The 26662-nt window shown below is 68.4% G+C and carries 27 protein-coding genes; 10 read left to right on the top strand and 17 right to left on the bottom strand.

From position 1 onward, the window contains the following. Positions 1-387: 387 nt before the first annotated feature. From AC1DSZ_RS03775 to AC1DSZ_RS03790, 4 genes are all read right to left on the bottom strand, one after another. Positions 388-1245, bottom strand: coding sequence for a C40 family peptidase (locus AC1DSZ_RS03775; RefSeq protein ID WP_476837054.1), 858 nt, complete (start codon positions 1243-1245; stop codon positions 388-390). Then, a complete protein-coding gene (locus AC1DSZ_RS03780; RefSeq protein WP_188516074.1) occupies positions 1242-1592 on the bottom strand; it encodes a MarR family transcriptional regulator in 351 nt (116 codons plus the stop codon). The genes AC1DSZ_RS03775 and AC1DSZ_RS03780 overlap by 4 nt, the downstream gene beginning before the upstream one ends. A gap of 74 nt (positions 1593-1666) precedes the next feature. Then, positions 1667-3046, bottom strand: coding sequence for a leucyl aminopeptidase family protein (locus tag AC1DSZ_RS03785; protein WP_476837055.1), 1380 nt, complete (start codon positions 3044-3046; stop codon positions 1667-1669). A 117-nt stretch (positions 3047-3163) separates the two neighbouring features. Further along, positions 3164-3355: a hypothetical protein gene (locus AC1DSZ_RS03790; RefSeq protein WP_476837056.1), complete on the bottom strand. Its 192-nt coding sequence runs from the start codon at positions 3353-3355 to the stop codon at positions 3164-3166. 108 nt (positions 3356-3463) lie between these two features. Between AC1DSZ_RS03790 and AC1DSZ_RS03795 the strand changes: the two genes are divergently transcribed. After that, the gene (locus AC1DSZ_RS03795; RefSeq protein ID WP_476837057.1) at positions 3464-4375 is read left to right on the top strand and encodes a tetratricopeptide repeat protein; all 912 of its coding nucleotides are present in this window, start codon (positions 3464-3466) and stop codon (positions 4373-4375) included. Positions 4376-4523: 148 nt separating this feature from the next. On the opposite strand, the gene AC1DSZ_RS03800 is transcribed toward AC1DSZ_RS03795, so the two are convergent. The 9 genes from AC1DSZ_RS03800 to AC1DSZ_RS03840 form a co-directional block, all read right to left on the bottom strand. Continuing rightward, positions 4524-5507 (bottom strand): type II secretion system F family protein, encoded by a 984-nt coding sequence (locus AC1DSZ_RS03800; protein ID WP_476837058.1) that lies wholly within the window; start codon positions 5505-5507, stop codon positions 4524-4526. A 13-nt stretch (positions 5508-5520) separates the two neighbouring features. Beyond that, positions 5521-6507: a type II secretion system F family protein gene (locus AC1DSZ_RS03805; protein WP_476837059.1), complete on the bottom strand. Its 987-nt coding sequence runs from the start codon at positions 6505-6507 to the stop codon at positions 5521-5523. A 21-nt stretch (positions 6508-6528) separates the two neighbouring features. Then, a complete protein-coding gene (locus tag AC1DSZ_RS03810) occupies positions 6529-7989 on the bottom strand; it encodes a CpaF family protein (protein WP_476837060.1) in 1461 nt (486 codons plus the stop codon). A gap of 68 nt (positions 7990-8057) precedes the next feature. After that, on the bottom strand, positions 8058-9323 hold the full coding sequence (locus tag AC1DSZ_RS03815; protein WP_476837061.1) for a CpaE/TadZ family protein: 1266 nt from the start codon (positions 9321-9323) through the stop codon (positions 8058-8060). Continuing rightward, positions 9323-10099, bottom strand: coding sequence for a CpaD family pilus assembly protein (locus AC1DSZ_RS03820; protein WP_476837062.1), 777 nt, complete (start codon positions 10097-10099; stop codon positions 9323-9325). The genes AC1DSZ_RS03815 and AC1DSZ_RS03820 overlap by 1 nt, the downstream gene beginning before the upstream one ends. 11 nt (positions 10100-10110) lie before the next feature. Continuing rightward, positions 10111-11556 carry a type II and III secretion system protein family protein gene (locus AC1DSZ_RS03825; protein WP_476837063.1) on the bottom strand — a complete coding sequence of 482 codons (1446 nt, stop codon included), beginning with the start codon at positions 11554-11556 and terminating at the stop codon, positions 10111-10113. Between the two features lie 26 nt (positions 11557-11582). Beyond that, on the bottom strand, positions 11583-12368 hold the full coding sequence (gene cpaB, locus AC1DSZ_RS03830) for a Flp pilus assembly protein CpaB (RefSeq protein WP_476837064.1): 786 nt from the start codon (positions 12366-12368) through the stop codon (positions 11583-11585). A gap of 134 nt (positions 12369-12502) precedes the next feature. Next, positions 12503-13012: an A24 family peptidase gene (locus AC1DSZ_RS03835; RefSeq protein WP_476837065.1), complete on the bottom strand. Its 510-nt coding sequence runs from the start codon at positions 13010-13012 to the stop codon at positions 12503-12505. Between the two features lie 146 nt (positions 13013-13158). Further along, complete coding sequence (locus AC1DSZ_RS03840) at positions 13159-13332, bottom strand: Flp family type IVb pilin (protein WP_188516062.1); 174 nt, start codon at positions 13330-13332, stop codon at positions 13159-13161. Positions 13333-13676: 344 nt separating this feature from the next. Here AC1DSZ_RS03840 and AC1DSZ_RS03845 point away from each other — a divergent pair, with 344 nt between their 5' ends. The 5 genes from AC1DSZ_RS03845 to AC1DSZ_RS03865 all read left to right on the top strand — a co-directional run bounded on the left by AC1DSZ_RS03845 (position 13677) and on the right by AC1DSZ_RS03865 (position 16620). Further along, entirely contained in the window at positions 13677-13979 is a 303-nt protein-coding gene (locus AC1DSZ_RS03845) for a DUF1330 domain-containing protein (protein ID WP_476837066.1), read from the top strand. Continuing rightward, positions 13976-14293, top strand: coding sequence for a DUF1330 domain-containing protein (locus AC1DSZ_RS03850; protein ID WP_476837067.1), 318 nt, complete (start codon positions 13976-13978; stop codon positions 14291-14293). The genes AC1DSZ_RS03845 and AC1DSZ_RS03850 overlap by 4 nt, the downstream gene beginning before the upstream one ends. 5 nt (positions 14294-14298) lie before the next feature. Continuing rightward, positions 14299-14751, top strand: a complete 453-nt coding sequence (locus tag AC1DSZ_RS03855) for a GNAT family N-acetyltransferase (protein WP_476837068.1) — start codon at positions 14299-14301, stop codon at positions 14749-14751. Between the two features lie 417 nt (positions 14752-15168). After that, complete coding sequence (gene dapB / locus AC1DSZ_RS03860) at positions 15169-15975, top strand: 4-hydroxy-tetrahydrodipicolinate reductase (RefSeq protein ID WP_476837409.1); 807 nt, start codon at positions 15169-15171, stop codon at positions 15973-15975. A 24-nt stretch (positions 15976-15999) separates the two neighbouring features. Next, on the top strand, positions 16000-16620 hold the full coding sequence (locus tag AC1DSZ_RS03865; protein ID WP_476837069.1) for a 2,3-bisphosphoglycerate-dependent phosphoglycerate mutase: 621 nt from the start codon (positions 16000-16002) through the stop codon (positions 16618-16620). 371 nt (positions 16621-16991) lie between these two features. On the opposite strand, the gene AC1DSZ_RS03870 is transcribed toward AC1DSZ_RS03865, so the two are convergent. Next, the gene (locus tag AC1DSZ_RS03870) at positions 16992-17564 is read right to left on the bottom strand and encodes an ActR/PrrA/RegA family redox response regulator transcription factor (RefSeq protein ID WP_476837070.1); all 573 of its coding nucleotides are present in this window, start codon (positions 17562-17564) and stop codon (positions 16992-16994) included. Between the two features lie 73 nt (positions 17565-17637). Then, a complete protein-coding gene (locus tag AC1DSZ_RS03875) occupies positions 17638-18990 on the bottom strand; it encodes an ActS/PrrB/RegB family redox-sensitive histidine kinase (RefSeq protein WP_476837071.1) in 1353 nt (450 codons plus the stop codon). 282 nt (positions 18991-19272) lie between these two features. Here AC1DSZ_RS03875 and AC1DSZ_RS03880 point away from each other — a divergent pair, with 282 nt between their 5' ends. From AC1DSZ_RS03880 to AC1DSZ_RS03890, 3 genes are all read left to right on the top strand, one after another. Beyond that, complete coding sequence (locus AC1DSZ_RS03880; RefSeq protein ID WP_476837072.1) at positions 19273-20589, top strand: polyhydroxyalkanoate depolymerase; 1317 nt, start codon at positions 19273-19275, stop codon at positions 20587-20589. Positions 20590-20715: 126 nt separating this feature from the next. Beyond that, complete coding sequence (locus AC1DSZ_RS03885; protein ID WP_476837073.1) at positions 20716-21429, top strand: M48 family metallopeptidase; 714 nt, start codon at positions 20716-20718, stop codon at positions 21427-21429. A 388-nt stretch (positions 21430-21817) separates the two neighbouring features. Beyond that, positions 21818-23014, top strand: a complete 1197-nt coding sequence (locus AC1DSZ_RS03890; RefSeq protein ID WP_476837074.1) for a multidrug effflux MFS transporter — start codon at positions 21818-21820, stop codon at positions 23012-23014. A gap of 280 nt (positions 23015-23294) precedes the next feature. Here AC1DSZ_RS03890 and AC1DSZ_RS03895 read toward each other — a convergent pair whose 3' ends face one another. Next, complete coding sequence (locus AC1DSZ_RS03895) at positions 23295-23630, bottom strand: hypothetical protein (RefSeq protein ID WP_476837075.1); 336 nt, start codon at positions 23628-23630, stop codon at positions 23295-23297. Next, positions 23627-25243, bottom strand: a complete 1617-nt coding sequence (locus AC1DSZ_RS03900; protein WP_476837076.1) for a fumarate hydratase — start codon at positions 25241-25243, stop codon at positions 23627-23629. The genes AC1DSZ_RS03895 and AC1DSZ_RS03900 overlap by 4 nt, the downstream gene beginning before the upstream one ends. Before the next feature lie 345 nt (positions 25244-25588). On the opposite strand from AC1DSZ_RS03900, the gene AC1DSZ_RS03905 reads away from it, so the two are divergent. Further along, positions 25589-26605, top strand: coding sequence for a glucokinase (locus AC1DSZ_RS03905; RefSeq protein ID WP_476837077.1), 1017 nt, complete (start codon positions 25589-25591; stop codon positions 26603-26605). The last annotated feature ends 57 nt before the right edge of the window (positions 26606-26662 follow it).

Genomic DNA, 26662 nt, shown 5'->3' on the forward strand with positions numbered 1-26662 from the left:
GGTAGGGCCACCCTCCCGTCATTGCGAGCGCGAGCGAAGCAATCCAGTCTAACGGCCCGGCATCAGGCTGGATTGCTTCGCCTCCGGCTCGCAATGACGGCGAGGAGGCTGGTGGATTGCGGGAAGCGGTAAAAGCACGACTCTCTCCGTCATCCCCGGCGGCGCGCAGCGCCGGGAAGGGGATCCAGGGGTGAGCGCCTTTGCTCTGGATCCCCTTCCCGACCTGCTCCGCAGGTCGCSGGGGATGACGGCGGAGAGATGAAAGGCTGGGGCTACCCTCCCGTCATTGCGAGCGCGAGCGAAGCAATCCAGTCTAACCGCCGGGCAATTAGACTGGATTGCTTCGCCTCCGGCTCGCAATGACGGCGAGGGACACACCCGCGGCGGTCACTCAACCAGCCGGCGGACGCTCGTCACGTCGGCGCCGGTCTTTTCGAGGATGCGGGCGCGCGCTTCCGCGAAGGGCTCGGAGACCACCAGCATGTGGGTTCCGTTGGCGTGGAGGAGGCGCTCGGCGTCCTGCATGACGCCGATATGGCCCTTCCAGAACACGAAGTCGCCGCGCCGCAGCGGCTCGGCTTCCCAGTTCTGCATGGGCGCGCCGAGCCCGGCTTCCTGCATGTCGCTGTCGCGTGGGCATTTGCGCCCGCTGGCGGCGAGCGACAGTTGCACGAGCCCTGAGCAATCGAGCCCCAGGCTGGTGCGGCCGCCCCACAGATAGGGAACGCCGACGAAGCGCTCGGCCACGGCGACGAAGTCGTCCTCGGCGGCGTCGAGCGGCGCGAGGTGGTCGGCGAAGATGAAGCCGCCAGACGCCGTGACGGCAAAGGCGCCCTGCAGGCGCTCCACGGCGATGCGCGAGCCGATGGACAAGGCCTCCACGGGCGTGATCTTGATGCTCGGGCCCGGATACACGAAGGTCCGCAGCACCGCGATCCGGTGGGTGGGCTCGGCCGCGGCGGGCGCGAGCGCTTCGGCCGACATCCAGCCGACATAGCCGTCGGTGGCCAGCTGGCCCCAGGCCCAACCCTCGTCGGTGATCTCGTAGGCGTCGAAACTCTCGCCGAACAGCGCCTGCGTGTCGGCCGGCGCGTCCGGGGTCGGCGAGCGGCGGATCCAGGCGGCGGGCGCGACGAGGCGCATCGGCCGGGGCTCGGCGAAGCGCGGGGCGTCCACCTGCCCGCGCAGGCTTTCGGCGGCCAGGTCAGGCCGCACGGGGGTGATGCGCCGGTCCAGTTGCGTCATCGGGGCAGATCCTTTGCGCGGGCGACGATCACGTCGCCGAGCCTTTCAACATAAAGGGCGCCTTTTACGGTTCGTTGCACGATGACGTTGCGCCGGTCTGCGTCGTCGCGCTTGCGGCTGACCAACTCCATCTTGCCCATCGTGTCCAGCGCCCGCGTGATGGCCGGCTTGGTGACGCCGAGTTTCTTGGCCAGGCCCCGCACCGTGTGGGGCGGCGCCTCGAGATAGATCGAGAGCAGGATCGCGGTCTGGCGCGCAGAGAGATCCTGCTCGCCATCGCGCACCTGCTCGAGGGTGACGTCATGCCAGAGCTTCAGGGCCTGGATGGGGCGAAGGACGGCTGACATGCGGGACCCGATCGTTTCGGGTCCGAACTATCGGCGCAATGCGAACGTCCGGCAAGCGCGCGCTCGCGGGAGGGTTAAGCAGATGAGCCATAGCGGCGCTTCAGCATGTCGTAGACGAGACGCGCCGCCTGCGGCTCGCCGCCCTCCGGCCGGCCCGGCTTGGCGGACGGAACCCAGCCATAGATGTCGAAATGCGCGTGCGCGGCCGTCTTCTCGACGAAGCTGCGCAGAAACAGCGCGGCCGTGACGGACCCGGCGAAGGACCCGCCGATGTGGTTGATGTCGGCGATCTTGCTGTCCAGCATCGACCGGTAGGGCTTCCACAGCGGCAGCCGCCAGACCGGGTCGTTGACGCGGTCGCCGGCCTGCGCAACGTCGGCCGCCATCGCGTCGTCATCCGTGTAGAAGGGTGGCAGCTCCGGCCCGAGCGCCACGCGGGCCGCCCCCGTCAGGGTCGCGAAGTCGAACAGGAGCTCGGGCTCCTCCTCGTCGGCCAGCGCCAGCGCGTCGGCCAGGATGAGCCTGCCCTCCGCGTCCGTGTTGCCGATTTCCACCGTGAGGCCCTTGCGGCTCTGGAGCACGTCTCCCGGCCGGAAGGCCGAGCCCGAGATGCTGTTCTCCACGGCCGGGATGATGACCCGAAGCCGCAGCTTGAGCCGCGCCTCCATGACCATCTGGGCGATGGCCAGCGCGGTGGCGGCGCCGCCCATGTCCTTTTTCATCAGCAGCATGGAGGCGTCCGGCTTGATGTTGAGCCCGCCCGTGTCGAAGCAGACGCCCTTGCCGACCAGCGTCACCTTGGGGTTGAAGCTCTCGCCCCAGGTCATGTCGATGAGCCGCGGCGCGCGGCTGGAGGCGCGCCCCACCGCATGCACCATCGGAAAGCCCTGCGCGAGCAGGTCGTCGCCGGTGACGACCTTGACGCCCGCCCGATGGCGGCCCGCGAGGGTGCGCACGGCCTGCTCGAGCTCCTCGGGCCCGAGGTCGTTGGCCGGCGTGTTGATGAGATCGCGTCCCGCCGCGACCGCGCCAGCGATCCGGTCGACTTCGGCGGCGTCGACGCCTTCGGGCGCGATCACGCGCGCGGTCGGCGGCGTGGTTTGCCGGTAGCGCCCGAAGCGGTAGGAGCCGAGGCGCAACGCCAGGCAGGCGAGTTCGCCCGTTCCCGGGGGCAGACGGAACAGGCCGGGCGGCAGCGCGGCCGCGAGCTTGCCCATGTGGAAGGGGTCGCGCCGCGCCGCGCCCGCGTCGTCGCCGAACAGCACGGCCGCCAGCGCGCCGTCATGCGCCGGAACCGCCAACGCGCTTCCGGCCGCGCCCGTGTAGCCGCTCGCCTGCGCGAAGGCTGCGGCTTGCGCGCCGAAGCCCACGGCGGCGTCGCGCCAGGTTGCGGCGGTGACGAGCAGGATCGGGACGGCCTTGTCGGCGGTCGAGGACGGCAGGATTTCGATCATCGGCGGGGCTCCAGCGGCCACCGCTCATACCACGCGAGGACGGCCCTTCAAGCGCAAGGCTCTCCCGTCCGTTCTGCTTGCGGCTTTTGCGCCGGTTTTGTGCAACGCAATAAAGCGCTAGTCCGCACCGTCCAGCATCGGCGCATGAGCGGCGATTTCGATGAATATCGCCGTGCAGATCAGGCAAAGGACGCCGATGATCATTTTACGCCTCCTGTTCCACAGCATGGAAATCAGGGCTTCACTCGTTTCATCAACAACGGATACGTTGAAAGTGTTCCAGTGCGCTTGAGCGTCATTGTGGAACATTGGCGCCCATCACGCCGGGCGGCTGCGGCTTCGAGGGGCAATTAACCAAGCATTAGCCTTAACAAGCTATTGACGAGAGGGCCGACCACCCCCGGCCTGGAGAGCGTCATGCGCGTTTATGTCCCCACCGCCCGTCCGCCGCTGCGTCTGCTCCTGCTGGCCTGCGTCGCCGTGCTCGGCCTGGGGCTCGCCGGCTGCAAGAAGGACGGTCCCGATTCGACGGGCTCGCTCTCGGCCTCCTCCGGGCCGCGCAGCACGGAAGCGTGGCGGGCCTCCTCGGAGGAGTGGGGCCGCAAGTTCGACGCCAAGCCGGGCGACAAGACCATCAGCCTGAACTACGCCCACGCGCTGCGGATGATCGACCAGCGCCAGCAGGCCGTCGCGGTGCTCCAGACCGCCGCCCTCAAGACCCCCAAGGACACCGACATCCTCGCCGCCTACGGCAAGGCGCTGAGCGAGGTGGGGCAGTTGGAGCAGGCGCGGGACGTGCTCGCGCGCGCGCACACGCCCGAGCGCCCGGACTGGCGCGTGCTGTCCGCGCAGGGCGCGGTCGCGGATCAGCTCGGGCAGCACGCGGAGGCGCAGTCGCTCTACGAGGCCGCGCTGCGCCTGCGCCCGAACGACCCGGGCGTGCTCGCCAATATGGGCCTGTCCTACGCGCTCTCGCAGCGCCTGCCCGAGGCGGAGGCGACCCTGCGCCAGGCCGCGCAGGCGCCCGGCGCCGACCAGCGCGTGCGCCAGAACCTCGCCCTCGTGCTCGGCCTGCAGGGCAAGTTCGCGGAGGCCGAGAAGGTGGCGAGCCAGGATCTTGCGCCCATCGATGCGGCGCAGAGCGTCGCCGCCATGCGGCAGATGGTGGCTCAGCCGAACAACTGGGCGCAGATCCGCAACGGCGACGCCAAGAAGACCGCCGGACGCCCTGGGCCCCACCCGGCGGCCGCTGGCAGCGTCGCCGCCAAGCCTGCCGGCGGGACGCGGCCGCTCGACCTCACCGCCCAGGCGACCCAGCCTGCCGAATAGGCGCAAGACGCCGCTGCCCCACCAAGCGGAAAAGCCGCAGCCAGCCTGAGGGCGGGTCTGCGGCTTTGCTTGTTTTGGAACCCAGAACCGCTGGTAGCGCGCTGACGCAGTCACGCCTAGGCGGCCGGGCCGCCCTCGCGCCCGCCGGTCAATTCCACTCGTAGACCTTGATGATCGCCGGCGTCAGGATCACGATCAGCAGCACGGGCAGAAAGAACAGGATCATCGGGACAGTGAGCTTGGGCGGCAGCGCGGCGGCCTTCTTCTCGGCGATGTTCATGCGCTCATCGCGCCCTTCCTGAGCCAGCACGCGCAGGGCATGGCCCAGCGGCGTGCCGTATTTCTCCGCCTGAACGAGCGCGGTGGCGACGCTCTTGACGACTTCGAGGCCCATGCGGTTGCTGAGGTTCTCGAACGCCTGGCGACGGTCGGGCAGGTAGGACAACTCGGCCGTCATGAGGGTGAATTCCTCCGCCAACGGGACGGATTGCGACCCTACCTCCTGGGCGACCTTGCGGAAGGCATGCTCGAGCGACATTCCGGATTCAACACAGATCAACAAGAGGTCCAGGGCGTCCGGGAAAGCCAGCCGCATGCTCGCCTGGCGTTTGTTGATCATGTTCCGGATGTAAACCTCCGGCGCCTTGATGCCCGCATAGGCGCCCGCGATCGAGATGCCAAGTTTAACCAGGAGAGTCTGAGTGGGATCGCCAAGCACGAAAGCGTAGAAGGCGGCGCCGACCAGGCCGACGATCGGCATTACCAGGCGGAAGAACAGGAACGCGATCTCGGCCTGGGGTCCCCGGTAACCAGCGCGGCTCAGCTGCAGCCGCGCATCCTCGGTGCCCAGCCATTTGTCGAGGCTGAACTGATCGACGACCTGCTTCATGTATGCTTTGGGCGTGTGCCGCAGCGAAGCCTTCGAGCCGCCCCCGCCTTTGCCGAGCTTTTCGCGCTCACGCTGGCGAATGGCGTCCCGCTCGACCGAAACGGAACGCATCCGCTTCTGAAGCCTGTCCGTTTCGAGAAACGGCATCGCGACCGTGATCACCGCCGCGGCGGCGAAGATCGCGAAGCACACCATCATGATGAACTTCGGATCGGTGAACTTGACAAAGATGGCGGTCAACATGCTGCGCTGCCCATCACACTTCGAAGTTGATCATTTTGCGCATGACCAGGGCGCCCATGGTCATCATGAAGGCGCCGAGCCCCATGAACATGCGTCCATGGATCGTGGTCCAAAGCAGCGAGATGTACTCCGGCGTGGTCGCATAGACTGAGGCGCCCACGAAGATCGGGAGTGAGCCGATGATGTAGGCGGAGGCCTTGGCCTCCATGGCCATCGCCTGGATCTTGCCGCGCATCTTTTTGCGCTCGCGGATCACTTTGGACAGGTTGGCGAGCACCTCCGAGAGATTACCGCCCGATTTCTGCTGGATCGTGATCACGATGGCGAAGAAGTTAGCCTCCGGAACTGGGACGCGCTCGTAGATCTTGTAGACGGCCTCACCGGCCGTCACGCCCATGGCCTGGGCTTCTACGACCTGGCGGAATTCGCTCCGGACGGGCTCAGCCGACTCAGTCGCGATGATCCGCATGCAGTCTCCAAGCGGCAGGCCCGATCGAATGCCGCGAACGATGACGTCCATGGCGTTGGGCAACTCGTCGACGAACTTCTTGATGCGACGCTTGCGCAGAAAGCTCATGGTCCAACGCGGCAGCCCGAGGCCGCCCACGACAAGGCCAACCGCGGCCGCGATCGGGTAGTCCGTCACATAGAACAGCACGGCGGCGAAGACCGCCCCCGCGGCGGCGCTGACGAGAATGAATTTCTGCTTGCTCCAGTCGAGCCCTGCCTGGGCGATGATCTTGTCGAGGGTCAGCTTGCTCGCCTCGCTTTGGCGCGCCTCGATCTCCTTGAGGCTCGCCGTCACCTTGTCGCGCCGCGCCGCGCCGGCCAAAGCTGTCTGGCCAGAGCGGACGTTGCGGCCCGTGGCCACGAGCGCCTTTTGCCGCTGTTCGCCCCGGACGTCGCCCGTCAGATAGGGATAGATCAGCGCATAGGCGGCCCCGCCCACCGCAAGTGCGGCCAGCAGTCCAACGGCGAGCTTGTTGACGTCGAGTTCCATCGGGTGCGCCTTGCTCGAGGATCAGGCCAGCTTGGCGTCGTCGGTGACTTCCATGGCGTCGAGGGCGGCGGCAAGCCGCTTTTCCTCGTTGTAGTAGCGCGCCCGCTCCCACATGCGCGGCCGGCCGATGCCGGTCGACTCGTGGCGGCCGATGAGCTTGCCGTTCGCGTCCTCGCCGAGGATCCGGTAGACCATGATGTCCTGGGTGATGATGGTGTCGCCTTCCATGCCCATCACCTCGGTGATGTGCGTGATGCGGCGCGAGCCGTCGCGCAGGCGCGCAGCCTGGACGATGATGTCCACCGACGAGCACACCATTTCGCGAATGGTGCGCGAGGGCAGCGCGAAGCCGCCCATCGTGATCATGGATTCGATACGCGACAGGGCTTCGCGCGGCGAGTTGGCGTGCAGCGTTCCCATGGAGCCGTCATGGCCCGTGTTCATCGCCTGCAGAAGGTCGAACGCCTCGGGACCGCGCACCTCGCCGACGATGATCCGCTCGGGCCGCATGCGGAGGCAGTTCTTCACGAGATCACGCATCGTGACCGCGCCGTTGCCCTCCAGATTCGGGGGACGGGTTTCGAGGCGCACCACATGCGGCTGCTGGAGCTGCAGCTCGGCGGCGTCCTCGCAGGTGATGATGCGCTCGTCATCCTCGATGTAGCGCGTCAGGCAGTTCAGCAGGGTGGTCTTGCCGGAACCCGTACCGCCCGACACCACCACGTTGCAGCGCACGCGACCGGCGATCTGCAGGATCTGCGCGCCTTCGGGGCTGATCGAGCCGAACTTGGTCAGCTGCTCCAGCGTCAGCTTGTCCTTCTTGAACTTACGAATCGTGAGCGCGGCGCCGTCGATGGCGAGCGGCGGCGCGATCACGTTGACGCGGGAGCCATCCGGGAGGCGCGCGTCGCAGATGGGCGACGATTCGTCCACACGGCGACCGACCTGGCTGACGATGCGCTGGCAGATGTTCATCAGCTGGGCGGCGTCGCGGAAGCGCGTGCTGGTCAGCTGGATTTTGCCCGAGACCTCGATGTAGGTCTTCTCGGGCCCATTGACCATGATGTCGGCGATGTCGTCGCGCGCCAGCAGCGGCTCGAGAGGTCCATAGCCCAGCACGTCGTTGCAGATGTCGTCGAGCAACTCTTCCTGCTCGGCGATCGACATCACGAGGTTCTTCAACGAGATGATCTCGTTGACGATGTCGCGGATCTCCTCGCGCGCCGCGTCGCTGTCGAGCTTGCTCAGCTGCGACAGGTCGATCGCCTCGATCAGGGCGCCGAAGATCGTGCTCTTGGTCTGGTAATAGTCGTCCGACCGGGTCCTGTCAGCCTGCGCCGGAGGCGGCGCCTTGGCGTGATGGCCGGAGTTCACCTCGAGCTGTGGAACGGAGAGGGCCGTCGATTCGGTTCGCACCGGCGCCGCAGCCGGCCGAAGCGTCGGCGGATTCGCTGTTCCAGGATTGCTGCGTTTACCGAACATACCGCGTCCTCATGCCGCCTGTAACGAAGCCCGGCGGCCGCCTTGCGGCGGGCCGGACCTGCCCGGGGTCAAGCTTTTGCCTTCAACCGACTGAGCAGGGGCGCCAGCAGCGACTTGCTCGTCTTTTTGGTCTCGCCCTTGCCGACCAGCATGCGGGCCAACTCCTGGAAATTGTCCGCGACTTTCCCGTTCGCCTGCACTTCGGCGATCATCTGGCCGTTGTTGGCGGCCGTTCCGAAGAGTTGCGGATCGAACGGGATGATGGCGGCCGCGTCGCAATCGAGCGCCTTGGCGAACTCCGCCGCCGAGATCTCGGGACGCTTTGGCATGCCCTGCATGTTGAGCACGAGCTTGGGCCGACGATCGTTGATGCGCGCGTGGCGCAGATTGTCCATCAGCACCTTGGCGTTGCGCAGGTTCGCGAGGTCGGGCGCGGCCACGATCGCGATGTCGTCGGCGCCGATCAGGACGCGCCTGGACCAGGCCGTCCATTGGTGCGGCATGTCGAGCACGATGCAGGGCATGGACGCCCGCAGAATGTCGATCACGGCGTCGAAGCTCGTTTCGCCAAAATCGTAGAGCCGATCCAGCGTCGCGGGCGCGGCGAGCAGGCTGAGCTGCTCGGAGCATTTCGACAGGAGGCGGTCGAGAAAGGCCGCGTCAAGGCGCTCGGGCGAGAACACCGCCTCGGCGATGCCTTGTGGCGGGTCCTGGTTGAAGTCGAGCCCGGCCGTGCCGAAGGGCAGGTCGAGGTCGGCGATCACCGTGGAGGTCGACAACCCGCGCGAGATCGCCCAGGCGAGGTTGTGCGCGATCGTCGAGGAGCCGACGCCGCCCTTGGCGCCGATCACCGCGATGGTGCGCCCGACCGGGTCGGCGCCCGGAGCGTGATACAGCTCTGAGACGGCGCGTATGAAATCGATGGGGCTGATGGGCGCGATCAGGTAGTCGCTGATCCCGCGCCGCAGCAGGTCGCGATAGAGCACCACGTCGTTAACGTGGCCGATCACCACCACCTTCGTGCCGGAGTCGCAGGACTCGGCCAGCTCGTCCAGGGACGCAAGCAGCTTGCGGCCGTCGCCCTGGGCGTATTCGAGCACGATGAGGTTCGGCGTCGCGGCCGTGCGATAGACTTCGGCGGCCGCATGGGCCCCGCCCATCTGGACCTTGAGATGAACCTTGTCCATGCGCCGGTCGCGCGCGGACGTCTCGATCATCGAGGCGATCTCGGATGTCTCGCAAAACGCCTGGATGGCGATGCGCGGAACGTTCGCGAGGTGGTGCGCCTGGCCGAGCTCGGCGGAGTCCTGCATCGTGGCGATTCCCGAATGCATCAGTTGCCTCCGCTGCTGCCGGTGACCTTGGCGGCTTCGGTCTTCCAGCTCGTGCTCGGGTCCTGGCCCTTGCGGGCGTCGTCGAACACCTTCATGCGGCGCAGCACGTCGGCGCGATCTTCCTGGCGCGCGCGCTGGAGATCGATCGGGTCCTCGACCTGGTTGGCCAGCATGGTCTGGTAGGAGCAGCCGAAGTCATAATGCGGCGTATTCTGCCAGCCTTCGGTTGACGCAGGGTTTCCGCTGATGTCGGAACGCCAGGTTCCGCATTCGGACGTCACCTTGGCCTGCATCTTGGCGTAGGACAGGCGGATCGGATTGGCGAGGCCATCGGCGCCGCCCGGGTAGCGCTGCACCTGCAGGAAGGCGGGCCCGACGCCGGCGGCCGAAAGGGCCGAGCGAACGGCCGCGGCGGCGCGCTGCGAGGCGGCCCCCGCCGTCGGGTCGTTCGGCACCAGCATGGTGAGCGGGCCACGGCCTGTGCGGCGGTAGTCCGCCGCGAAGGCGCGGACGTCCTCGGCCTGACGAGCGTCGAGGCCGGCCATGTTGCGGCTCAGGAACACGTCGAGCGTGGTCGGCGCGTAGGTGAGCGCGATCGGGTGACGGACACGGTAGTCGGTCGGCACGATCGAGCCGGTGACGCCGCTATCGCTTTTGCAGCCTGCAAGCGCGAGGGCGACCGCGGCCGTCGCGCCCAGCAAGGCGAGGCGGGAGGCCGGAACGGACCGGGAGGAGGCGATGCCGCCGCGACGGCGGTTGAACTGCTGCTTGAACACTGGCGCTCTCCTCAATCCACCACGAAGCCGGCCCGGCCCTTGTAGTTGGCCCGGCCCGCGCCACTGTTGACGCCGTAGATGCGGTTCAGACGGCCCAGCAAGATGGCCTGCGGATCGCTGGAGTCCGCAAAACCGTCGGTCGGGCGCGCGATTTCCTGGGCGTTGGTGGGCTTCGCGATATAGGGGGTGACGGTGATGATGAGCTCGCTGTCCTCGCGCTGGTAGTCGCGCGAGCGGAACAGGGCGCCGATCACCGGGAGGTTCATGAGGCCCGGGAAGCCGTTGATCACCTGGCCGCTGCGGGTCTGGATGAGGCCCGCGGAGGCCAGCGAGGCGCCGGACGGCAGTTCCACGGTGGTCTCGACCTTGCGGGTCTTGAACGCCGGAGCCTGCGTGCTGTTGCCGATGGTGAGCTGGTTGCCGTAGTCGATGTCGGTGACGTCAGTCGAGACGTGGAGGCTGATGCGGCCCTCCGACAGGACGATGGGAGTGAAGTTCAGCGCCACGCCCACCGGCTTGTATTCCACGCCGTAGGTGCAGCGGGCGGTGCCGGCGTCGCAGCTGTAGCTGCCTGGGACCGGGATGGTGCCGCCGGCCATGAACTTGGCGCTCTCACCCGAGATGGCGGTCAGCGTCGGCTCCGCGAGGGTGCGCATGACGCCGGCGCGCTCGGCCGCGTTGAGCGTGAGCTTGGTGCCGTTGATGGTGGCCGAGAGCGCGTTGGCGGAGAGCGCCTGGCGCTGAAGCGTGAGCGGGTTATCAAACAGCAGCTTTCCGGCGAAGTTGCCCATCTGCCAGTCGCCGGTGATGTTGAGGCCAAGCTGCTTCAGCGCGGAGCGCTGGATCTCGGCCACCGTCACCTTCAGCATCACCTGGTCGCGGCCCTTCACGGTGATGGAGTTGATCACCGTGCCGGCCACCGCATTGGCGCCGACCGCCGAGGCGCCGACGAAGCCCTTGGCGATGTCCATGGCCTGCAAGGCGTCGCCCGCCGACGACACCGCGCCGGTGAGCACGATGGTGTCCTGCACGGCGACCACATTCACCTCGCTGGTCGGCATCGCGGTCTTGAGCAGCCGGCGCAGGACGTTGAGGTCGCGGCCGATGTTGACGTCCAGATTGGCGATCTGGCGTCCCTCGGCGTCCATCGCGATCACGTTGGTCTGGCCGTCCGCCGAGCCGATCACGAAGATCTTGCGGGTGGAGCGCACGATGGCGTTGGCCACCTTCGGGTTGGCGACGAACACTTCCTTGGCGTCGCGCGGCAGGTCGACGATCACCGACTTGCCGATGCCGAGGTCGACGCGGCGGGGCTGGCCGCCATCCGCATCCGTGATGCTCAGCGTCGAGGGCGTGACGCTCTGGGGCAGAGCCGGCGAGCCCAGAAGCAGCGAGAGGGCCGCCGCGGCCGCGGCCGGCAGCCAGGTCCGGCGCCGATGGGGATTGAAGATGGCCATGATCGAAATATCCTTGCCTGACCTGGTCACCGCTGGGACGCCGTGCCGTAGCGGACGACGGTGACGCCGACGTCCTCCGACTTCACGATCTGATCGTCGGTCTTGGAGACGTCCTGCAGGCTGCGCAGCGACAGCGAGAGCTGCCCCATGCGCTGGGCCAGCGTGACGGTCTCGACCTGGCGCGGGTCGAGCTCGAGGGTCGCGGTTTCGCCGACCACCACCTTCTCGCCGTTGCGTTCCTGGATGTTCTGGCCGATCGCCAGCACGCGGACGTTGCGCAGCAGCGTCTCGCTCACCACGACGTCGGAGCCCTGCACCTTGGAGGCCTGCTCGTCCCGGTAGATCCGGATCACGTCGACGCGGTCGTTGGGGAGAATGAAGCCGCCCGCCGTGTTGGCGCCGCGGTTGTCGATCGTGATCGCGAGAGCGCGGGAGCCGGCCGGCAGCAGGGCGGACATCACGCCCGTGGAGTCGGTCTTGACCAGCTTCTCGCGGCGGACCGGTTCGCCGCCCAGCATGGTGGCGCGGGCGATGGAGCCCGAAACCTCCTCGACGCCCGTGGGCGTCGCCTGGCGGGTGATCATCCCGGGCGCCACGCCGTCATCCGGCCAGGGCTGCCATTTCAGATCCTTGGGGCCCACGATGCCGCCGAGCGGCACGTCCGCGGCCACGACCAGCACCTCGACCTTGCGGACCTGAGGGGCGAGCACGACAGGCGCCGGGGCCGGCTGTTCCGTGCCGGAGGCGAGGTAGAACGCAATGCCGCCAGCCGCGAGAGCGACGCCGAGAATTGCAAGGCGTGCAGGAGTCATGGGCGCCTGTCCAGGTCTGGACCGGGACAACATGACCCGGCCTGAAATTCACCCGGATCATCAACGCTTCATGGTTAAGAAATCGTAAGAAGAGGTCTGGAGGTCGGGAAAGTTATTGACGCGTTAAAGTTGTATCAAGCGCCGATCGCGATCTTCCAGATCGTGCTGTGCGGGTAAACCGCCAGCGCACCGGCCGCGAGCGCGATGCCGTACGGGATGCCGGTCTTTTGGTCGTGCAGGCGCACCAGCCAGGGCCAGCATGCAAATCCGGGCAGCGGCACGGTCCGCATCTGCAGCAGCGCGAGCGTGAGCACGCCGCCGAATACTGACGACACCGCGGCGTATTCGAGCAGCGTTCCCCAACCCATCCACAGCGCCGTGGCGGCCGCCAGCTTGGCGTCTCCGCCGCCGATCCATCCGGCCGCGAAAAGGCCGAACGTGATGGTCAGCGTCAGGCCGCCGGCGGCGACATGCATCAACCAGTCCTGCCAGCCCAGCCCCATCGCGAAGGCCATCGGGACAAAGGCCGCGACGACGAGCAGCGAAACCTTGTTGGAGATCCGCATCGACAGGAGATCGCTGCAGGCCGCATAGGCCATCAGGCAGGGAAACAGCAGCAGCAGCGCCATATCGGTTACGGTCATCGCAAAGCATCCTGGATCGAGGCGGCCAACGCCGCGCGGACCATTCATGCCGGAAATAGATTGACCGGCGGTTATCTCCACCGAATCGAAAACGGCTCCGAACAGGTCCGGAGCCGTTTTCCGTCAGGTTGACGCGATCAGGCCGATCAGTTGGCCGTCGAAACCGCAGTCGAAACCTTGTTGAAGGTCGTGTTCAGGTTGCTCTTGACGCCCTGCAGGGCGGCAATGATGCCGACCGCGATGATGGCGGCGATCAGGCCGTACTCGATCGCGGTGGCGCCGGACTCGTCCTTCACGAAACGCGAGAAAAGGGTCTTCATCGATTTGCTCCTTGCGAACACTGTTGCACCCGTCTGGCTATTCTTGTTTGCGGTCACCCGACCCGCCAGAACCGAGTACGACCATAGGTTGCAGCGAGTTGCAGACGGGTTAATCGGCGCCGCGAAAATACAATTTCTGCGTGTGTCCCGAATGTGGGTTAACGGCAGCTTTCCAGGCCCGCCCCCTTTTCCAGCGCATTTGACGCGATGACTTTCGGGCGCGGACGCGGCGCGCGCTGGTGGCGGCGATGCTGAACCGTCACCGGAATGGCCGCGCGGCGGGCGTTGACCCCGCGGGCCCGATCGGGTTCGCTGCGGACCGGGATCGCCCCAGGAGAAGAACAATGCCCAAGGGATACATCATCGCCCGCGTGGACGTGGACGATGCGGATCAATACGCGCTCTACGCCAAGGGCGCGCTGGAAGCCATGCGCATCCACGGCTGCCGCATCCTGGCCCGGGGCGGCCGCAGCGAGGCGCTGGAAGGACCGGCGCGGCAGCGCAACGTGATCCTGGAGTTCGACGATTTCGACACCGCCAAGCGCTACTTCGCGTCGCCCGAATACCGGAAGGCGCGCGAGTTCCGCGCCCCCATCAGCACCGGCGAGTTCGTGGTGGTGGAAGGCTATGATGGAGCCCAGCCATGAGCGCCAAGGGATACTGGATCGCCCGCGTCGAGGTCACGGACCCGGCCGGCTATGAGCAATACCGCCAGGCCAACGCGGCGCCCTTCGCCAAATATGGCGCGCGGTTCCTGGTGCGGGGCGGCGCCTTCGAGCTCGCCGAGGGCGGAGCCAAGAGCCGCAACGTCGTGATCGAGTTCGACAGCTACGACCAGGCCGTCGCGTGCTTCCACTCGCCCGAGTACCAGCACGCCAAGTCGCTGCGCAAGGACGCGGCCTTCTCGGACCTGATCATCGTGCAGGGCTATGACGGCCCGCAGCCCGGCGGCGCGCGGTAGCCCGGGTGAGGCGCGAACTCGCCGACGGCATCGCAATCCGCTACGCCGAGGATGGCGAGGCCGACGCGCTGTTCGGGCTCGCGGCCGAGGCCGGCTTTCCGGCCGACCTCGTTCTGCTGGAAGCGCTCGCGATCGCCGGACGCGTATTCGTCGCCGCCCGGGACAACGGCGAGCGCCTCGGCGTCGCCGCCGTGGGCGACCTCGACGGCATGATGACAGTGGAAACACTTGCCGTGCTGCCGGCGGCGCGCCGGCAGGGCGTCGGCTCGGCGCTGGTCACCACCGTGGAGGAATATGCCCGCTGGGCCTATTACGCCTCCGTGCTGGCCGTGCCGCAGGACGCCGACGCCGCCGATTTCATGTTCCGCCGCGGCTACCTGGCGCTGGACGCCGGGCGCCTGCCGGATGCCGTGTCGCGGCTCGGGCACGGCAAGGCCGTGGTGGCGAAGAAGCTGTAGGGTTTGGCGGCTTCTCACTCACCCTGGCTTGCAATTGGCGCAATTCTCTCCGTCATCCCCGGCGGCGCGCAGCGCCGGGAAGGGGATCCAGGGGCCATGGGCGCGGCTGCTCTGGATCCCCTTCCCGACCTGCTACGCAGGTCGCCGGGGATGACAGCGGAGAGTTGGAGACGCGATGCCGCACAGTTGTGCAGAACGGTCGTGACCCTCGCCGTCATTGCGAGCGCCAGCGAAGCGATCCAGTCTAATGCCCGGCCGTTAGGCTGGATTGCTTCGCCTCCGGCTCGCAATGACGGCGGGGCGCTGGATTGGTCGTGAACCCGCTCCACATCGGGCGGCTTCCGTCTATCGGCAGGGCGCGGTATAGCGGGCGCCGGCTTGGGCTCGGGCCGGCCAGGGGAGTGCGTCATGTCGGAAATGCGTCTCGTCGTCGTCGGCGCCGCCGGGCGCATGGGGCGCATGCTGGTGAAGACCATCCATGAGACGCCCGGCGCCACGCTGTGCGGGGCTATCGAGCATGCGGGCTCCATCGCGCTCGGGCAGGATGCGGGGCTGCTGGCCGGCATCGGCGAGACGGGCGTGAAGATCGTGGACGATCCGCTGCCGGTGTTCGCCAAGGCGGAGGGCGTGCTGGATTTCACGTCGCCGGAGGCGACGACCCACTTCTCCGAGCTCGCCGCGCAGGCCCGCATCGTCCATGTGGTGGGCACAACCGGGCTCGCGGCCGCCGACATGGGACGGCTCGAGGCCGCCGCCCGGCATGCCGTCGTGATCCAGTCCGGCAATATGAGCCTCGGGGTCAACCTCCTGGCCGCGCTCGCCCGCAAGGTGGCGGCGACGCTGGGCGAGGAGTTCGACATCGAGGTGGTGGAAATGCACCACCGCAACAAGGTGGATGCGCCGTCAGGCACGGCCCTGCTGCTGGGCGAAGCCGCCGCGCAAGGCCGCGGGATCGCGCTGGCCGACCATTCCGAGCGGGGCCGCGACGGCATCACGGGCGCGCGCAAGCCGGGCGCGATCGGCTTTGCGGCCCTGCGCGGCGGCACCGTGGTGGGCGAGCACAGCGTCGTCTTCGCGGGGCCGTATGAGCGCATCGTCCTGAGCCACCTCGCCGAGGACCGCAGCCTGTTTTCGCGCGGCGCGCTGCGCGCCGCCCTGTGGGGCCGCGGGCGCAAGCCCGGGCTCTACGGCATGGACGACGTTCTCGGCCTCGCCGACATCTGAACCCCTCGACTGGAGAAAAGCCTCATGGACCGCCTGCTCGTCCTCGTCCGCCACGGCCAGAGCGACTGGAACCTCAAGAACCTGTTCACCGGCTGGAAGGACCCGGGCCTGACCGAAAAGGGCGTCGGCGAAGCCACGGCTGCGGGCCAGCGCCTGAAGGCGCTCGGGCTGTCGTTCGACATCGCGTTCACGTCCGACCTGTCGCGCGCCCAGAACACCTGCACGCTGATCCTGGAGCAGCTCGGCCAGCCCGGGCTGGAGACGATCCGCGACCAGGCGCTGAACGAGCGCGACTATGGCGACCTCTCCGGCCTCAACAAGGACGACGCCCGCGCCAAGTGGGGCGAGGAGCAGGTGCATGTCTGGCGCCGCAGCTACGACGTCGCGCCTCCCGGCGGCGAGAGCCTGAAGGACACGGTGGCGCGCGTGCTGCCCTACTACTGCCAGGAGATCCTCCCCCGCGTGCTGCGCGGAGAGCGCGTGCTGGTCGCCGCCCACGGCAACTCGCTGCGCGCCCTCGTGATGGTGCTCGACCGGCTGACGCCGCAGACCATCCCGTCCATGGAGCTCGATACCGGCGTGCCGCTGGTCTACCGCCTCAACGCGGATTCCACCGTCGACAGCAAGCAGGTGCTGGGCGCCTGAGCGGGCGCTGGTTGGGTTTATAACGCAAAGGTCCACCCCCTCGCCGTCATCCCCGGCGACCTGCGAAGCAGGTCGGGAAGGGGATCCAGGGGCCATGGGCGCGGCTGCCCTGGATCCCCTTCCCGGCGCTGCGCGCCGCCGGGGATGACGGAGAGGGTGAGCCCGGTCGTTGGCCTAAGCGCCGCAGCGCCCACCCTCCCCTTGAGGGGGAGGGTCGACGGGCGGAGCCCGGCGGGGTGGGGTGATGTCGGGGACGAGCGCGGCGCCCGGGAGATCTTCGCCCGGCCGCACCCCACCCCGCCGTTTCGCGGCGACCCTCCCCCTCAAGGGGAGGGTGGCGCTTCGCGCTGCGTCGAGCCCTGTCGAACCCGTTACCGCGGCGCCCGCTTGGCCAGAATGCGCTGCAGGGTGCGGCGGTGCATGGCGAGGCGGCGGGCCGTCTCGGAGACGTTTCGGCCGCACAGTTCGTAGACGCGCTGGATGTGTTCCCAGCGGACGCGGTCTGCCGACATCGGGTTGGCGGGCGGCTCGGCGCGGGCTTCGCCCGTGGCCTTGAGGGCGGCGTCGATCTCGTCGGCGTCGGCGGGTTTCGCCAGGTAGTCATAGGCGCCGAGCTTCACGGCCGTCACCGCGGTGGCGATGTTGCCGTAGCCTGTCAGGATGATGCCGCGCGCCTCCGGCCGGCGCTCGTTGAGCTCGGCCAGCACGTCGAGGCCGTTGCCGTCGGCCAGCCGCATATCGATCACCGCGAAGGCCGGGGCCTTTTGGCGGATCGCCGCGACGCCGTCCTGCACGGATTCGGCCGTCGTCACCTCATAGCCGCGCGCCTCCATGGCGCGGGCCAGACGGGTGAGGAAAGGGCGGTCGTCGTCCACGATCAAGAGCGACGCTTCGGTCGCCGAGAGCGCGGCGCCGGCCGCACGGGGGGATAATTGGTCCAGCATGGATTCCACAGCCTCCACGAGAGTCTACGCACCGCAAACCGTTTGGTTCACTCGGCGGCGCGGGACCCGAAGTTCAGAGCGGAAAAGCAGGTTCGGCCGGGGGCTCTGCGACCAGGCCGCGCTCGAATGCGAGGCGGGGCCAGGTGACCGTCACCATGGCGCCCGTCTCGGGGACGAGGGCGTTGCGCATCGACAGGGTCGCGCCGGAGCGTTCCAGCAGCGTCTTGGCGATGAACAGGCCCAGGCCCATGCCGCCGGAGTTCTCCTCCGCCGCCCGCGCGCCGCCGCGCGTGGTGACGTAGGGCTCGCCCAGGCGGCCAAGCACATCGGACGCGAAGCCGGGACCGTCGTCCCGGATCGTGACCGCAACGGCGTCGTCGTCCCAGCGCGCGGTGATCCGGACCCGGTCGCGCGCGAAGTCGACGGCGTTCTCGACGAGGTTGCCGAGGCCGTAGAGCAGCCCCGGATTGCGGCGGCAGACCGGCTCGGGGCCGGCGCCGCGCGTCTCCACGTCAATGGCGAGATCGAAGGGCCGCTGGGGCCCGGCGATTTCCTCGATGAGATGGCTGAGCCGCATGGTCCCGAGCGGACCCTGGTCCTCGCCCAGCGAGGTGAGCTTGCCCAGGATGCCGCGGCAGCGCGCCACCTGCTCGAGCAGCAGCGCGATATCTTCCGCGATCGGGCCCTCCTTGGGGCCGATGCGGTCGAGCTCCTTGGCGACGAGCGCGATGGTGGCGAGCGGCGTCCCGAGCTCATGCGCGGCCGCCGCCGCGAGGCCGTCGAGCTGGGACAGATGCTGCTCGCGCGCCAGGACCAGCTCGGTGGCGGCAAGCGCATATGCAAGCTGCCGAGCCTCCTCGGTCACCCGCCATGCATAAACGCCGATGAAGGCGAGACCAAGGAGGATCGCGCACCAGATGCCGGCCCGGTAGGTGAGCGGGAAATGCAGCTCCTCGCCGCTGGCCCAGGGCAGCGGGTGGTAGGCGAACAGCAGCAACGTCGAGGCCGCGATGGCCAGCACGCCCAACCCGAAGGTGCGGCGCGGCGGCAGCGACGCGGCCGAGATCATCACGGGCGCGAGCACCAGCATCGAGAACGGGTTCTGCAATCCGCCCGTGAGGTAGAGCAGCGCGGCGAGCTGGAGGATGTCGTAGGCCAGCAGCGCGGTCGCGGCGCCGTCGCTCAGCCGATAGCTGACCGGAAAACTGAAGCGCAGGCCCAGATTCAACGCCACCGACACCGCGATCACGGTGAGGCAGGCCTCGAACTCCATCGGGTAGGCGAGCCACCACGCCACCACCGCGATGGCGCCGACCTGCCCGAACATGGCGAGCCAGCGCAGCCGCACGAGCGTGTCCAGCCGCAGGCGGCTGCCGCTCGTCGCCAGCGGACTGCGCCGCAGATCGATGTCTCCCAGGTCGGGCATGCGTGGAATGTAGGGTCCGGCGCGCTCAGGTGAAGGCGGGCGCGGCCCAGGGTGCGCCGATGACGCAGGATTGTGCAGTGCGGGAACCGCCGCGCGATGCTGGCGGTTGTGAGTTGTGCGGCCGAGCGTCACTTTTGCGACACAGGCCGCCGAAAGCCGCGGTGAGTTTCACCTTCGGCTAATTGTTTCTCAAAGCCTGATCGGTAAGGTCAGGGTTTGCCGCAATGCAGCATTGCCCTCACGCCGGGCCTTGCGGGCGCGGTTCGGCGAGGGAGTCCAGCCATGCAGCTTCCCTATTACATGTGGTACGAGGCGGCGCACGCCATGCTCGGACCGGCCCGCGCGCTCGCCGATTCCACGCGGATGTTCTACAACAACCCGCTCAACCCCGTGTCCAAGACGCCGGTGGGCCGCTCGGTGGCGGCCGCCTGCGAGCTCTTCGAGCGCACCACCCGCCGCTACGGCAAGCCGATCTTCGGGCTCGACACCACGCTGGTGGGCGGCGAGCGCGTGGCCGTGCACGAGCGGGTCGTCTGGCAGAAGCCGTTCTGCAACATCGTCCATTTCGACCGCGCGCTCGGCGCGCGCCGGCCCAACCATCCGAAGCTGCTGATCGTCGCCCCCATGTCGGGCCACTACGCGACGCTGCTGCGCGGCACGGTCGAGGCGTTCCTGCCCTCGCACGAGGTGTTCATCACCGACTGGATCGACGCCCGCACGGTGCCGCTCAGCGAAGGCCGCTTCGATCTCGACGACTACATCGACTACGTCATCTCGATGCTGCACCAGCTCGGGCCGGACGTGCACGTCATGGCGGTGTGCCAGCCGTCCGTGCCGGTGATCGCCGCCATCGCCCGCATGGAAGCCGAGGGCGACCCCAAGGCGCCGCTCTCCATGACGCTGATGGGCGGCCCCATCGATACACGCGTGAGCCGCACCGAGGTGAACCTGCTGGCCGAGCGCCGCGGCATCGACTGGTTCCGCCGCAACTGCATCTTCAAGGTGCCGTTCCCGAACCCGGGCTTTATGCGCGACGTATACCCGGGCTTCCTGCAGCTTTCGGGCTTCATGGCGATGAACATCGACCGTCATCTCGAGGCGCATGGCGAGATGTTCAAGCATCTGGTCGACGGCGACGGCGACTCCGCCGAGAAGCATCGCGACTTCTACGACGAGTACCTCGCCGTGATGGACCTGACGGCCGAGTTCTACCTGCAGACGGTGGACACCGTGTTCGTGCGCCACGCCCTGCCCAAGGGCGAGATGATGCACCGCGAGTTCCCGGTGGATCTCACCAAGGTCAAGCGCTGCGGCCTGATGACGGTGGAAGGCGAGAAGGACGACATCTCGGGCGTCGGCCAGACCGAGGCGGCGCACCATCTGTGCACCAACATCCCGGACGAGCTGCGCGCCCATTACGTGCAGCCGCGCGTCGGCCACTACGGCGTGTTCAACGGCTCGCGCTTCCGCGCCGAGATCGCGCCGCGCATCGCCGACTTCATCCAGAACTGCGAGCAGCGCTTCCGCAAGCAGCAGGGCAAGGCGTCGCTCACCTCCATCCGGGGCGGCAAGGCGGCCCGCGTGGCGGCGGCGCAGTAACACCCGCCAAAGTCTCGGGCCTGCGGCGTCGACGCCGCAGGCTGGGCGCGTGACAACCCGCCCGCGCTCAAGCACGCTCGCGGGATGATTCTCGGCCTGCGAGTCGCCCGCCCCCCGGCGCGGCAGATGGACCCCTCCCATATCGAGGTGCGCCACAACGGCGACGTGTTCCGCGTCGCCGTGCGGCGCGTCCCGGCCGCGCGCCGCTTCACGCTGCGCGTCAGCGCCGCCACGGGCGGCGTGGTGCTGAGCCTCCCGGCCCGCGCCGACCTTCACACCGCCGTCGATTTCGCCTCGCGGCATGGCGGCTGGATCGCGGCCCGCATCGCGCGCCTGCCCGACGAGGCGCCGCTGGTTCCCGGCGCGATCGTGCCCTTCCGAGGCGTCGACCACCGCATCGTCCATCGCCCGTCGGCGCGCGGCACAGTCTGGGTCGAGCAGGGCGCGGACGGCCCTCCCCTGCTGGTGGTCGCGGGCGCGGCCGAGCACGCCCACCGGCGGGTGCTGGATTTCCTGAAGCGCGAGGCCAAGAAGGACCTCGAGGCCGCGGTGGCGCTCCATGCGACCGCGCTGGGCGTGAAGCCCGGCAAGATGACGCTGCGCGACACCCGCAGCCGCTGGGGATCGTGCTCGTCCACCGGGCGGCTGAACTTCTCCTGGCGGCTCATCTTCGCGCCGCCCTTCGTGCTGGACTACCTCGCCGCCCACGAGGTCTCGCACCTGCGCGAGATGAACCACTCGGCGCGCTTCTGGCGCATCGTCCACCGCCTCTGCCAGCGCACCGACGACGCCGAAGCCTGGCTGAAACGCCACGGCGCGGGGCTGCACCGGTTCAGGTAGCGGCGTTCACGAGCCGCACTGGCCATCCTCCCGTCATTGCGAGCGCAGCGAAGCAATTCAGGCGCCGGGCCAGATCGCGCGCATTTTCCCGGCGCCTGGATTGCTTCGTCGCTTCGCTCCTCGCAATGACGGAGAATTCTGCAGGCAAAGCTTAGCTCTACGGGCCGTCATCCCCGGCGACCTGCGCAGCAGGTCGGGAAGGGGATCCAGGACAAAGGCGCTCACCTCTGGATCCCCTTCCCGGCGCTTCGCGCCGCCGGGGATGACGGAGAGAGTTGCGCCTTTCGCTACTGATATGATGACGGGAGGGTGGCCTCCAGATCGCAGAAACAGCGTGAAAGCCCGCCGGGGTTCCTTCATAAGCGTCGCCACGAACCAGCGAGCCCCCATGCGCCTGCGCCCAGACACCTTCGCGTTGACGGCCCTGCTCGGCCTGCTGACGGCCCTTGGGCCGCTCTCAACTGACATGTACCTGCCTTCCCTGCCGGACATTTCGGTGAAGCTCGCCGCCACCACGGCGCAGACGCAGCTGACGTTGTCGTTCTTTCTGCTCGGCTTCGCGGCCGGGCAGGTGGTGTACGGGCCCTTTTCGGACCGGTTCGGCCGACGGCCGGTGCTGCTGGCGGGGCTGGCCATCTACCTTGTCGCCACTGCGGCCTGCGCTTTCTCGACCTCCATTGAGATGCTGACGGCCGCCCGCTTCCTGCAGGCCTTCGGGGCGTCCGGCCCCATCGTGCTGGCGCGCGCGGTGGTGCGGGACCTGTATGAGGGGCCGCGCGCCGGGCGCGAGCTTGCCCGCATGGGCACCGTGATGGGGCTCGTGCCGGCGCTGGCGCCGCTGCTCGGCGGCGTGCTGCAGACCAGTTTCGGCTGGCGCGCCAGCTTCATCGTGGCGCTGCTGGGCGGGTTCGCGCTGGTGGGCGCGGTGGTATTCCTGCTGCCCGAGACGCTGCGCAGCCGCAGCCAGGCGTCGCTGTCGCCGGTCGGCATCCTGCGCGGCTTCTTCACGCTGCTCGGCCATCGCGGCTACCGGGTCTATGTGGGGCTGAGTTCGCTCGCCTATGGCGGGCTGTTCTCGTTCATCTCGGGCTCGTCCTTCGTGCTCCAGGGCTCCTACGGGCTGGGCGAAATCGCGTATTCGCTGTCCTTCGCGGGCCCCGTGCTGGGCTTCATCGCCGGCACCATCCTGGCGCGCCGCCTCGTCGTGAGCCGCGGGCTCGACGGGGTGATCGGGATCGGGGTCGCGTGCCTGTCGGCCGGCGGCGTCCTCATGGCCGCCCTGGTGGCGGCCGGCGTCGCGAGCTCGCTGGCGATCACGATCCCGATGGCGCTCTACTGCTGCGGCGTCGGCCTCGTGATGCCGCAGGCCATGGCGGCCGCCATGCAGCCCTACCCGGACCGCGCCGGCGCGGCGTCGTCCTTTCTGGGCCTGATCCAGATGACGTCCGCGGCCGTTGTCGGCGCCGCGCTGGGTCTCGCGCTCGGCGGCCGCGCCTGGCCGCTCCCCTTCGCGGTGGCGACGCTCGGGCTGCTCGCCGCCGGGCTGTTCTGGGCGACGAGGCGGCTGCGCGCGAGCGGGGTTTAGTCTCCCTCGGGCGTCCCCTCTCCGTCATTGCGAGCGCAGCGAAGCAATCCAGCTGATGCTGGGCCAGTGGGCGAGCAGCCTTTCGCCCGGCGCCTGGATTGCTTCGTCGCTTCGCTTCTCGCAATGACGGGAGGTGGTCACAACCGTTCCAACACCTCGCCGTCATTCCCGGCGACCTGCGGAGCAGGTCGGGAAGGGGATCCAGGGCAAAGGCGCTCACCCCTGGATCCCCTTCCCGGCGCTATGCGCCGCCGGGGATGACGGTGAGAGTTGAGCCCCGTCACAGCCCCTTGCAGCGCGCCTTGATCTGGGCTTCGAACTCCGTGGCGGTGTTCACCAGTTCGGCCTGGATCACGGATTTGCCGATGCCGGTCTGGCAGCGGCCCTGGATGGCGTTGGCCTGGCGGGCGGCGTTGACGTGCTCGCGCCAGATCGCGCACTGGTTGGCCAGAGGCGCGCCCGAGGCTGCGACCAGGCGGTCGCGGCTGGTGCGCACGAGGCTGTCGGCGACCAGGAGGTCGCGCTTGCATTCGGGGGAGTTCGGCCCGGCCGCGCCGGCGGGCGCAGCCAGGGCGGTCACGCAGGCGCCGGCCAATGCGAGGACGCGGAGGCTCATCCGAGGTTCAGCTCCTTGAAGAAGTCGTTGCCCTTGTCGTCAACCACGATGAAGGCCGGGAAGTTCTCCACCTCGATGCGCCAGATCGCCTCCATGCCGAGCTCGGGATATTCCAGAACCTCGACCTTCTTGATGCAATCCTGCGCCAGCCGCGCCGCCGGGCCGCCGATGGAGCCGAGATAGAAGCCGCCATGCTTCTGGCAGGCGTCGCGGACCTCCTTGGAGCGGTTGCCCTTGGCGAGCATCACGAAGCTGCCGCCGGCCGCCTGGAACTGGTCCACATAGGAATCCATGCGCCCCGCCGTGGTCGGCCCGAAGGAGCCGGACGGCATGCCCTCCGGCGTCTTCGCCGGGCCGGCGTAATAGACCGGGTGGTTGCGCATGTAGTCCGGCATCGGCTGGCCGCTATCCAGCAGCTCGCGGATCTTGGCGTGCGCGAGGTCGCGCGCCACCACGATGGGGCCGGTGAGCGACACGCGGGTGCGGATAGGATGCTGGCTGAGCGAGGCCCGGATCTCCGACATCGGGCGGTTCAGGTCGATCTGCACCACCGCGCCGCCGAGCGTGCTTTCGTCCACCTCCGGCAGGTACTGCGCCGGGTGCGTCTCCAGCGCCTCCAGGAACACGCCGTCGCGGGTGATCTTGGCCTTGGCCTGCCGGTCCGCCGAGCAGGACACGCCGAGCCCGATCGGCATGGACGCGCCGTGGCGCGGCAGGCGAATGACGCGCACGTCGTGGCAGAAATACTTGCCGCCGAACTGCGCGCCGACGCCGAGCTGCTGCGTGAGCTTGTGGACCTCCGCCTCCATCCCGAGATCGCGGAACGCATGGCCGGCTTCCGAGCCCTGCGTGGGCAGGTCGTCGAGATACCGCGTCGAGGCGAGCTTCACGGTTTTCATAACGAGCTCGGCCGAGGTGCCGCCGATCACGATGGCGAGGTGGTAGGGCGGGCAGGCGGCCGTGCCGAGCGTCAGGATCTTCTCCTTCAGGAACGCCATCATACGGTCCTTGGTCAGGAGCGAGGGCGTAGCCTGGTAGAGGAAGGTCTTGTTGGCCGAGCCGCCGCCCTTGGCGACGAACAGGAACTTGTAGGCGTCGTCGCCCTCCGCGTAGATGTCGATCTGCGCCGGCAGATTGTTGCGGGTGTTCTTTTCCTCGAACATCGAGAGCGGCGCGAGCTGCGAATAGCGCAGGTTCTTCTCGAAATAGGCGTCGCGGATGCCGTCCGAGAGCGCGTCCTCGTCGGTTCCGTCCGTCCAGATGAAGCGGCCCTTCTTGCCCATCACGATGGCGGTGCCGGTGTCCTGGCACATGGGCAGGATGCCGCCGGCCGCGATATTGGCGTTCTTCAGGAGGTCATATGCGACGAACTTGTCGTTGGAGGTCGCTTCCGGATCGTCGAGGATCTTCGCCAACTGGGCGAGGTGGCCGGGGCGCAGCAGGTGGTTGATGTCGATCAGCGCCTGCTTGGCGAGCGCCCGGATCGCCTCGGCCGAGACGTTGATGAACTCGCGCCCGCCGACCGTCTCGACCGAAACGCCCGGCACGTCCAGCTTGCGATAGGGGGTGGAATCCTGGGCCATCGGAAAGAGGCTCGAGGCGGCGCTGGACATGGCGGCTCCCGCTGGGCGTGTGCATGAAGGTTCGGCGCGCTTTTAGCCGATTTCGCGCCGGAGGGCAGGCCGAAAATGGTCTAGGCTTGGGTGGGCGGGTTCGCCCGCTAGGCGCGTATCCCTTCTCCCCCCGGGAGAAGGTGGCCCAAAGGGCCGGATGAGGGACTAATGATCGGGATTGTTCCCGTAGAGCGGCTAGCTACCTGTCGTCAGTCCCTCATCCGTCAGCTTCGCTGACACCTTCTCCCGATGGGAGAAGGAAGACCCGCATCCCGCCGCCGCCTCCCGCGTTGACAGCGGCAAGCGCCCCCGGCGAGATGGCGGCGCGTGGAACCAGGAACGCCCGTGTCGAGCTTTTCCCCTACCGTTTTTCCATACCCGGTGATCGTCGGCGACATCGGCGGCACCAACGCCCGCTTCGCCGTGCAGGAGGAGCCGGACGGACCTCTGGCGATGCTCGGCCGCTTTCGCACGGCCGATTTCGACACCGTGTCGCTGGCGCTCGCGGCCGCGACCACGCCGGCTTCGCGCAAGCCGCGCTCCGCCATCCTGTGCGGGGCCGGGCCGGTGAACGACCGGGTCTGCCGCCTCACCAACGCGCATTGGGTGATCGACGGGCCCGAGATCGTGCGCCTCGGCGGCGCCGTCGAGGGCCTGCTGCTGAACGACTTCGAGGCGCAGGCGCTCGCCCTGCCGGCCTTGCCGGACGGCGTCGTCGAGTCGATCGGGACCGTGGCGCCGGGCATCGGGCCGCGCGTGGTGCTCGGGCCCGGGACGGGGCTCGGCGTCGGCGCGCTCGTGGAGGTGGCGGGCCGCTTCGCGCCGCTGCCCAGCGAAGGCGGCCATGTGGATTTTGCGCCCTTCGACGCGGAGGAGGAGCGCGTGTTCGCGCATGTGCGGCGGGTGGAAGGCCGGCTCACCGCCGAGGCCATCCTGTCCGGTCCCGGCCTCGTGGCGCTGCATCACGCCCGCATGGCGGCGGCTGGAACCGCTACGCCGGACGGGCTCGACGGCGTCGCGATCGTGAACGCCGCGCTGGCCGACCATGCGAGCGCCGAGGCCGACACCGTGCGGATGTTCATCCGCGTGCTGGCGCGGTTCGCGGGCGACATGGCGATCGTGTTTGGCGGCACGGGCGGGGTGACGCTGGCGGGCGGCATCCTGCCGCGCATCCGGCCGCTGCTGGACCCGGCCGCGTTCCGGGCCGCTTTCGAGCGCAAGGAGCCGGTGGAGAGCCTGCCAAAGCGCATCGCCACCCGCATGGTGACCTCGCCGGACGCCGTGCTGCACGGGATGGCCGCGATCGCGTCGCATCCCGAGCGCTACGCGGTGGACTACGACCGGCGGCTGTGGAGCGCCTGAGCGGCGGCTTGAAAGCGCGCAAAAACCCAATAGGGTCCGCCCGTCGACGAGAGCCGG

This window comes from Alsobacter sp. P4_H11 (assembly GCF_056400925.1).

Excerpts from the sequence above, each read along its gene's own strand:
- AC1DSZ_RS03840 (WP_188516062.1), bottom strand. The coding sequence starts at position 13,332 with ATGAAGACCCTTTTCTCGCGTTTCGTGAAGGACGAGTCCGGCGCCACC.
- AC1DSZ_RS03795 (WP_476837057.1), top strand. The coding sequence starts at position 3,464 with ATGCGCGTTTATGTCCCCACCGCCCGTCCGCCGCTGCGTCTGCTCCTG.
- AC1DSZ_RS03845 (WP_476837066.1), top strand. The coding sequence starts at position 13,677 with ATGCCCAAGGGATACATCATCGCCCGCGTGGACGTGGACGATGCGGAT.
- AC1DSZ_RS03785 (WP_476837055.1), bottom strand. The coding sequence starts at position 3,046 with ATGATCGAAATCCTGCCGTCCTCGACCGCCGACAAGGCCGTCCCGATC.
- AC1DSZ_RS03875 (WP_476837071.1), bottom strand. The coding sequence starts at position 18,990 with ATGCCCGACCTGGGAGACATCGATCTGCGGCGCAGTCCGCTGGCGACG.
- AC1DSZ_RS03805 (WP_476837059.1), bottom strand. The coding sequence starts at position 6,507 with ATGGAACTCGACGTCAACAAGCTCGCCGTTGGACTGCTGGCCGCACTT.
- AC1DSZ_RS03865 (WP_476837069.1), top strand. The coding sequence starts at position 16,000 with ATGGACCGCCTGCTCGTCCTCGTCCGCCACGGCCAGAGCGACTGGAAC.
- AC1DSZ_RS03885 (WP_476837073.1), top strand. The coding sequence starts at position 20,716 with ATGGACCCCTCCCATATCGAGGTGCGCCACAACGGCGACGTGTTCCGC.
- dapB (WP_476837409.1), top strand. The coding sequence starts at position 15,169 with ATGCGTCTCGTCGTCGTCGGCGCCGCCGGGCGCATGGGGCGCATGCTG.
- AC1DSZ_RS03870 (WP_476837070.1), bottom strand. The coding sequence starts at position 17,564 with ATGCTGGACCAATTATCCCCCCGTGCGGCCGGCGCCGCGCTCTCGGCG.
- AC1DSZ_RS03825 (WP_476837063.1), bottom strand. The coding sequence starts at position 11,556 with ATGGCCATCTTCAATCCCCATCGGCGCCGGACCTGGCTGCCGGCCGCG.
- AC1DSZ_RS03790 (WP_476837056.1), bottom strand. The coding sequence starts at position 3,355 with ATGTTCCACAATGACGCTCAAGCGCACTGGAACACTTTCAACGTATCC.
- AC1DSZ_RS03815 (WP_476837061.1), bottom strand. The coding sequence starts at position 9,323 with ATGCATTCGGGAATCGCCACGATGCAGGACTCCGCCGAGCTCGGCCAG.
- AC1DSZ_RS03900 (WP_476837076.1), bottom strand. The coding sequence starts at position 25,243 with ATGTCCAGCGCCGCCTCGAGCCTCTTTCCGATGGCCCAGGATTCCACC.
- AC1DSZ_RS03775 (WP_476837054.1), bottom strand. The coding sequence starts at position 1,245 with ATGACGCAACTGGACCGGCGCATCACCCCCGTGCGGCCTGACCTGGCC.
- cpaB (WP_476837064.1), bottom strand. The coding sequence starts at position 12,368 with ATGACTCCTGCACGCCTTGCAATTCTCGGCGTCGCTCTCGCGGCTGGC.
- AC1DSZ_RS03810 (WP_476837060.1), bottom strand. The coding sequence starts at position 7,989 with ATGTTCGGTAAACGCAGCAATCCTGGAACAGCGAATCCGCCGACGCTT.
- AC1DSZ_RS03880 (WP_476837072.1), top strand. The coding sequence starts at position 19,273 with ATGCAGCTTCCCTATTACATGTGGTACGAGGCGGCGCACGCCATGCTC.
- AC1DSZ_RS03895 (WP_476837075.1), bottom strand. The coding sequence starts at position 23,630 with ATGAGCCTCCGCGTCCTCGCATTGGCCGGCGCCTGCGTGACCGCCCTG.
- AC1DSZ_RS03850 (WP_476837067.1), top strand. The coding sequence starts at position 13,976 with ATGAGCGCCAAGGGATACTGGATCGCCCGCGTCGAGGTCACGGACCCG.
- AC1DSZ_RS03800 (WP_476837058.1), bottom strand. The coding sequence starts at position 5,507 with ATGTTGACCGCCATCTTTGTCAAGTTCACCGATCCGAAGTTCATCATG.
- AC1DSZ_RS03780 (WP_188516074.1), bottom strand. The coding sequence starts at position 1,592 with ATGTCAGCCGTCCTTCGCCCCATCCAGGCCCTGAAGCTCTGGCATGAC.
- AC1DSZ_RS03890 (WP_476837074.1), top strand. The coding sequence starts at position 21,818 with ATGCGCCTGCGCCCAGACACCTTCGCGTTGACGGCCCTGCTCGGCCTG.
- AC1DSZ_RS03835 (WP_476837065.1), bottom strand. The coding sequence starts at position 13,012 with ATGACCGTAACCGATATGGCGCTGCTGCTGCTGTTTCCCTGCCTGATG.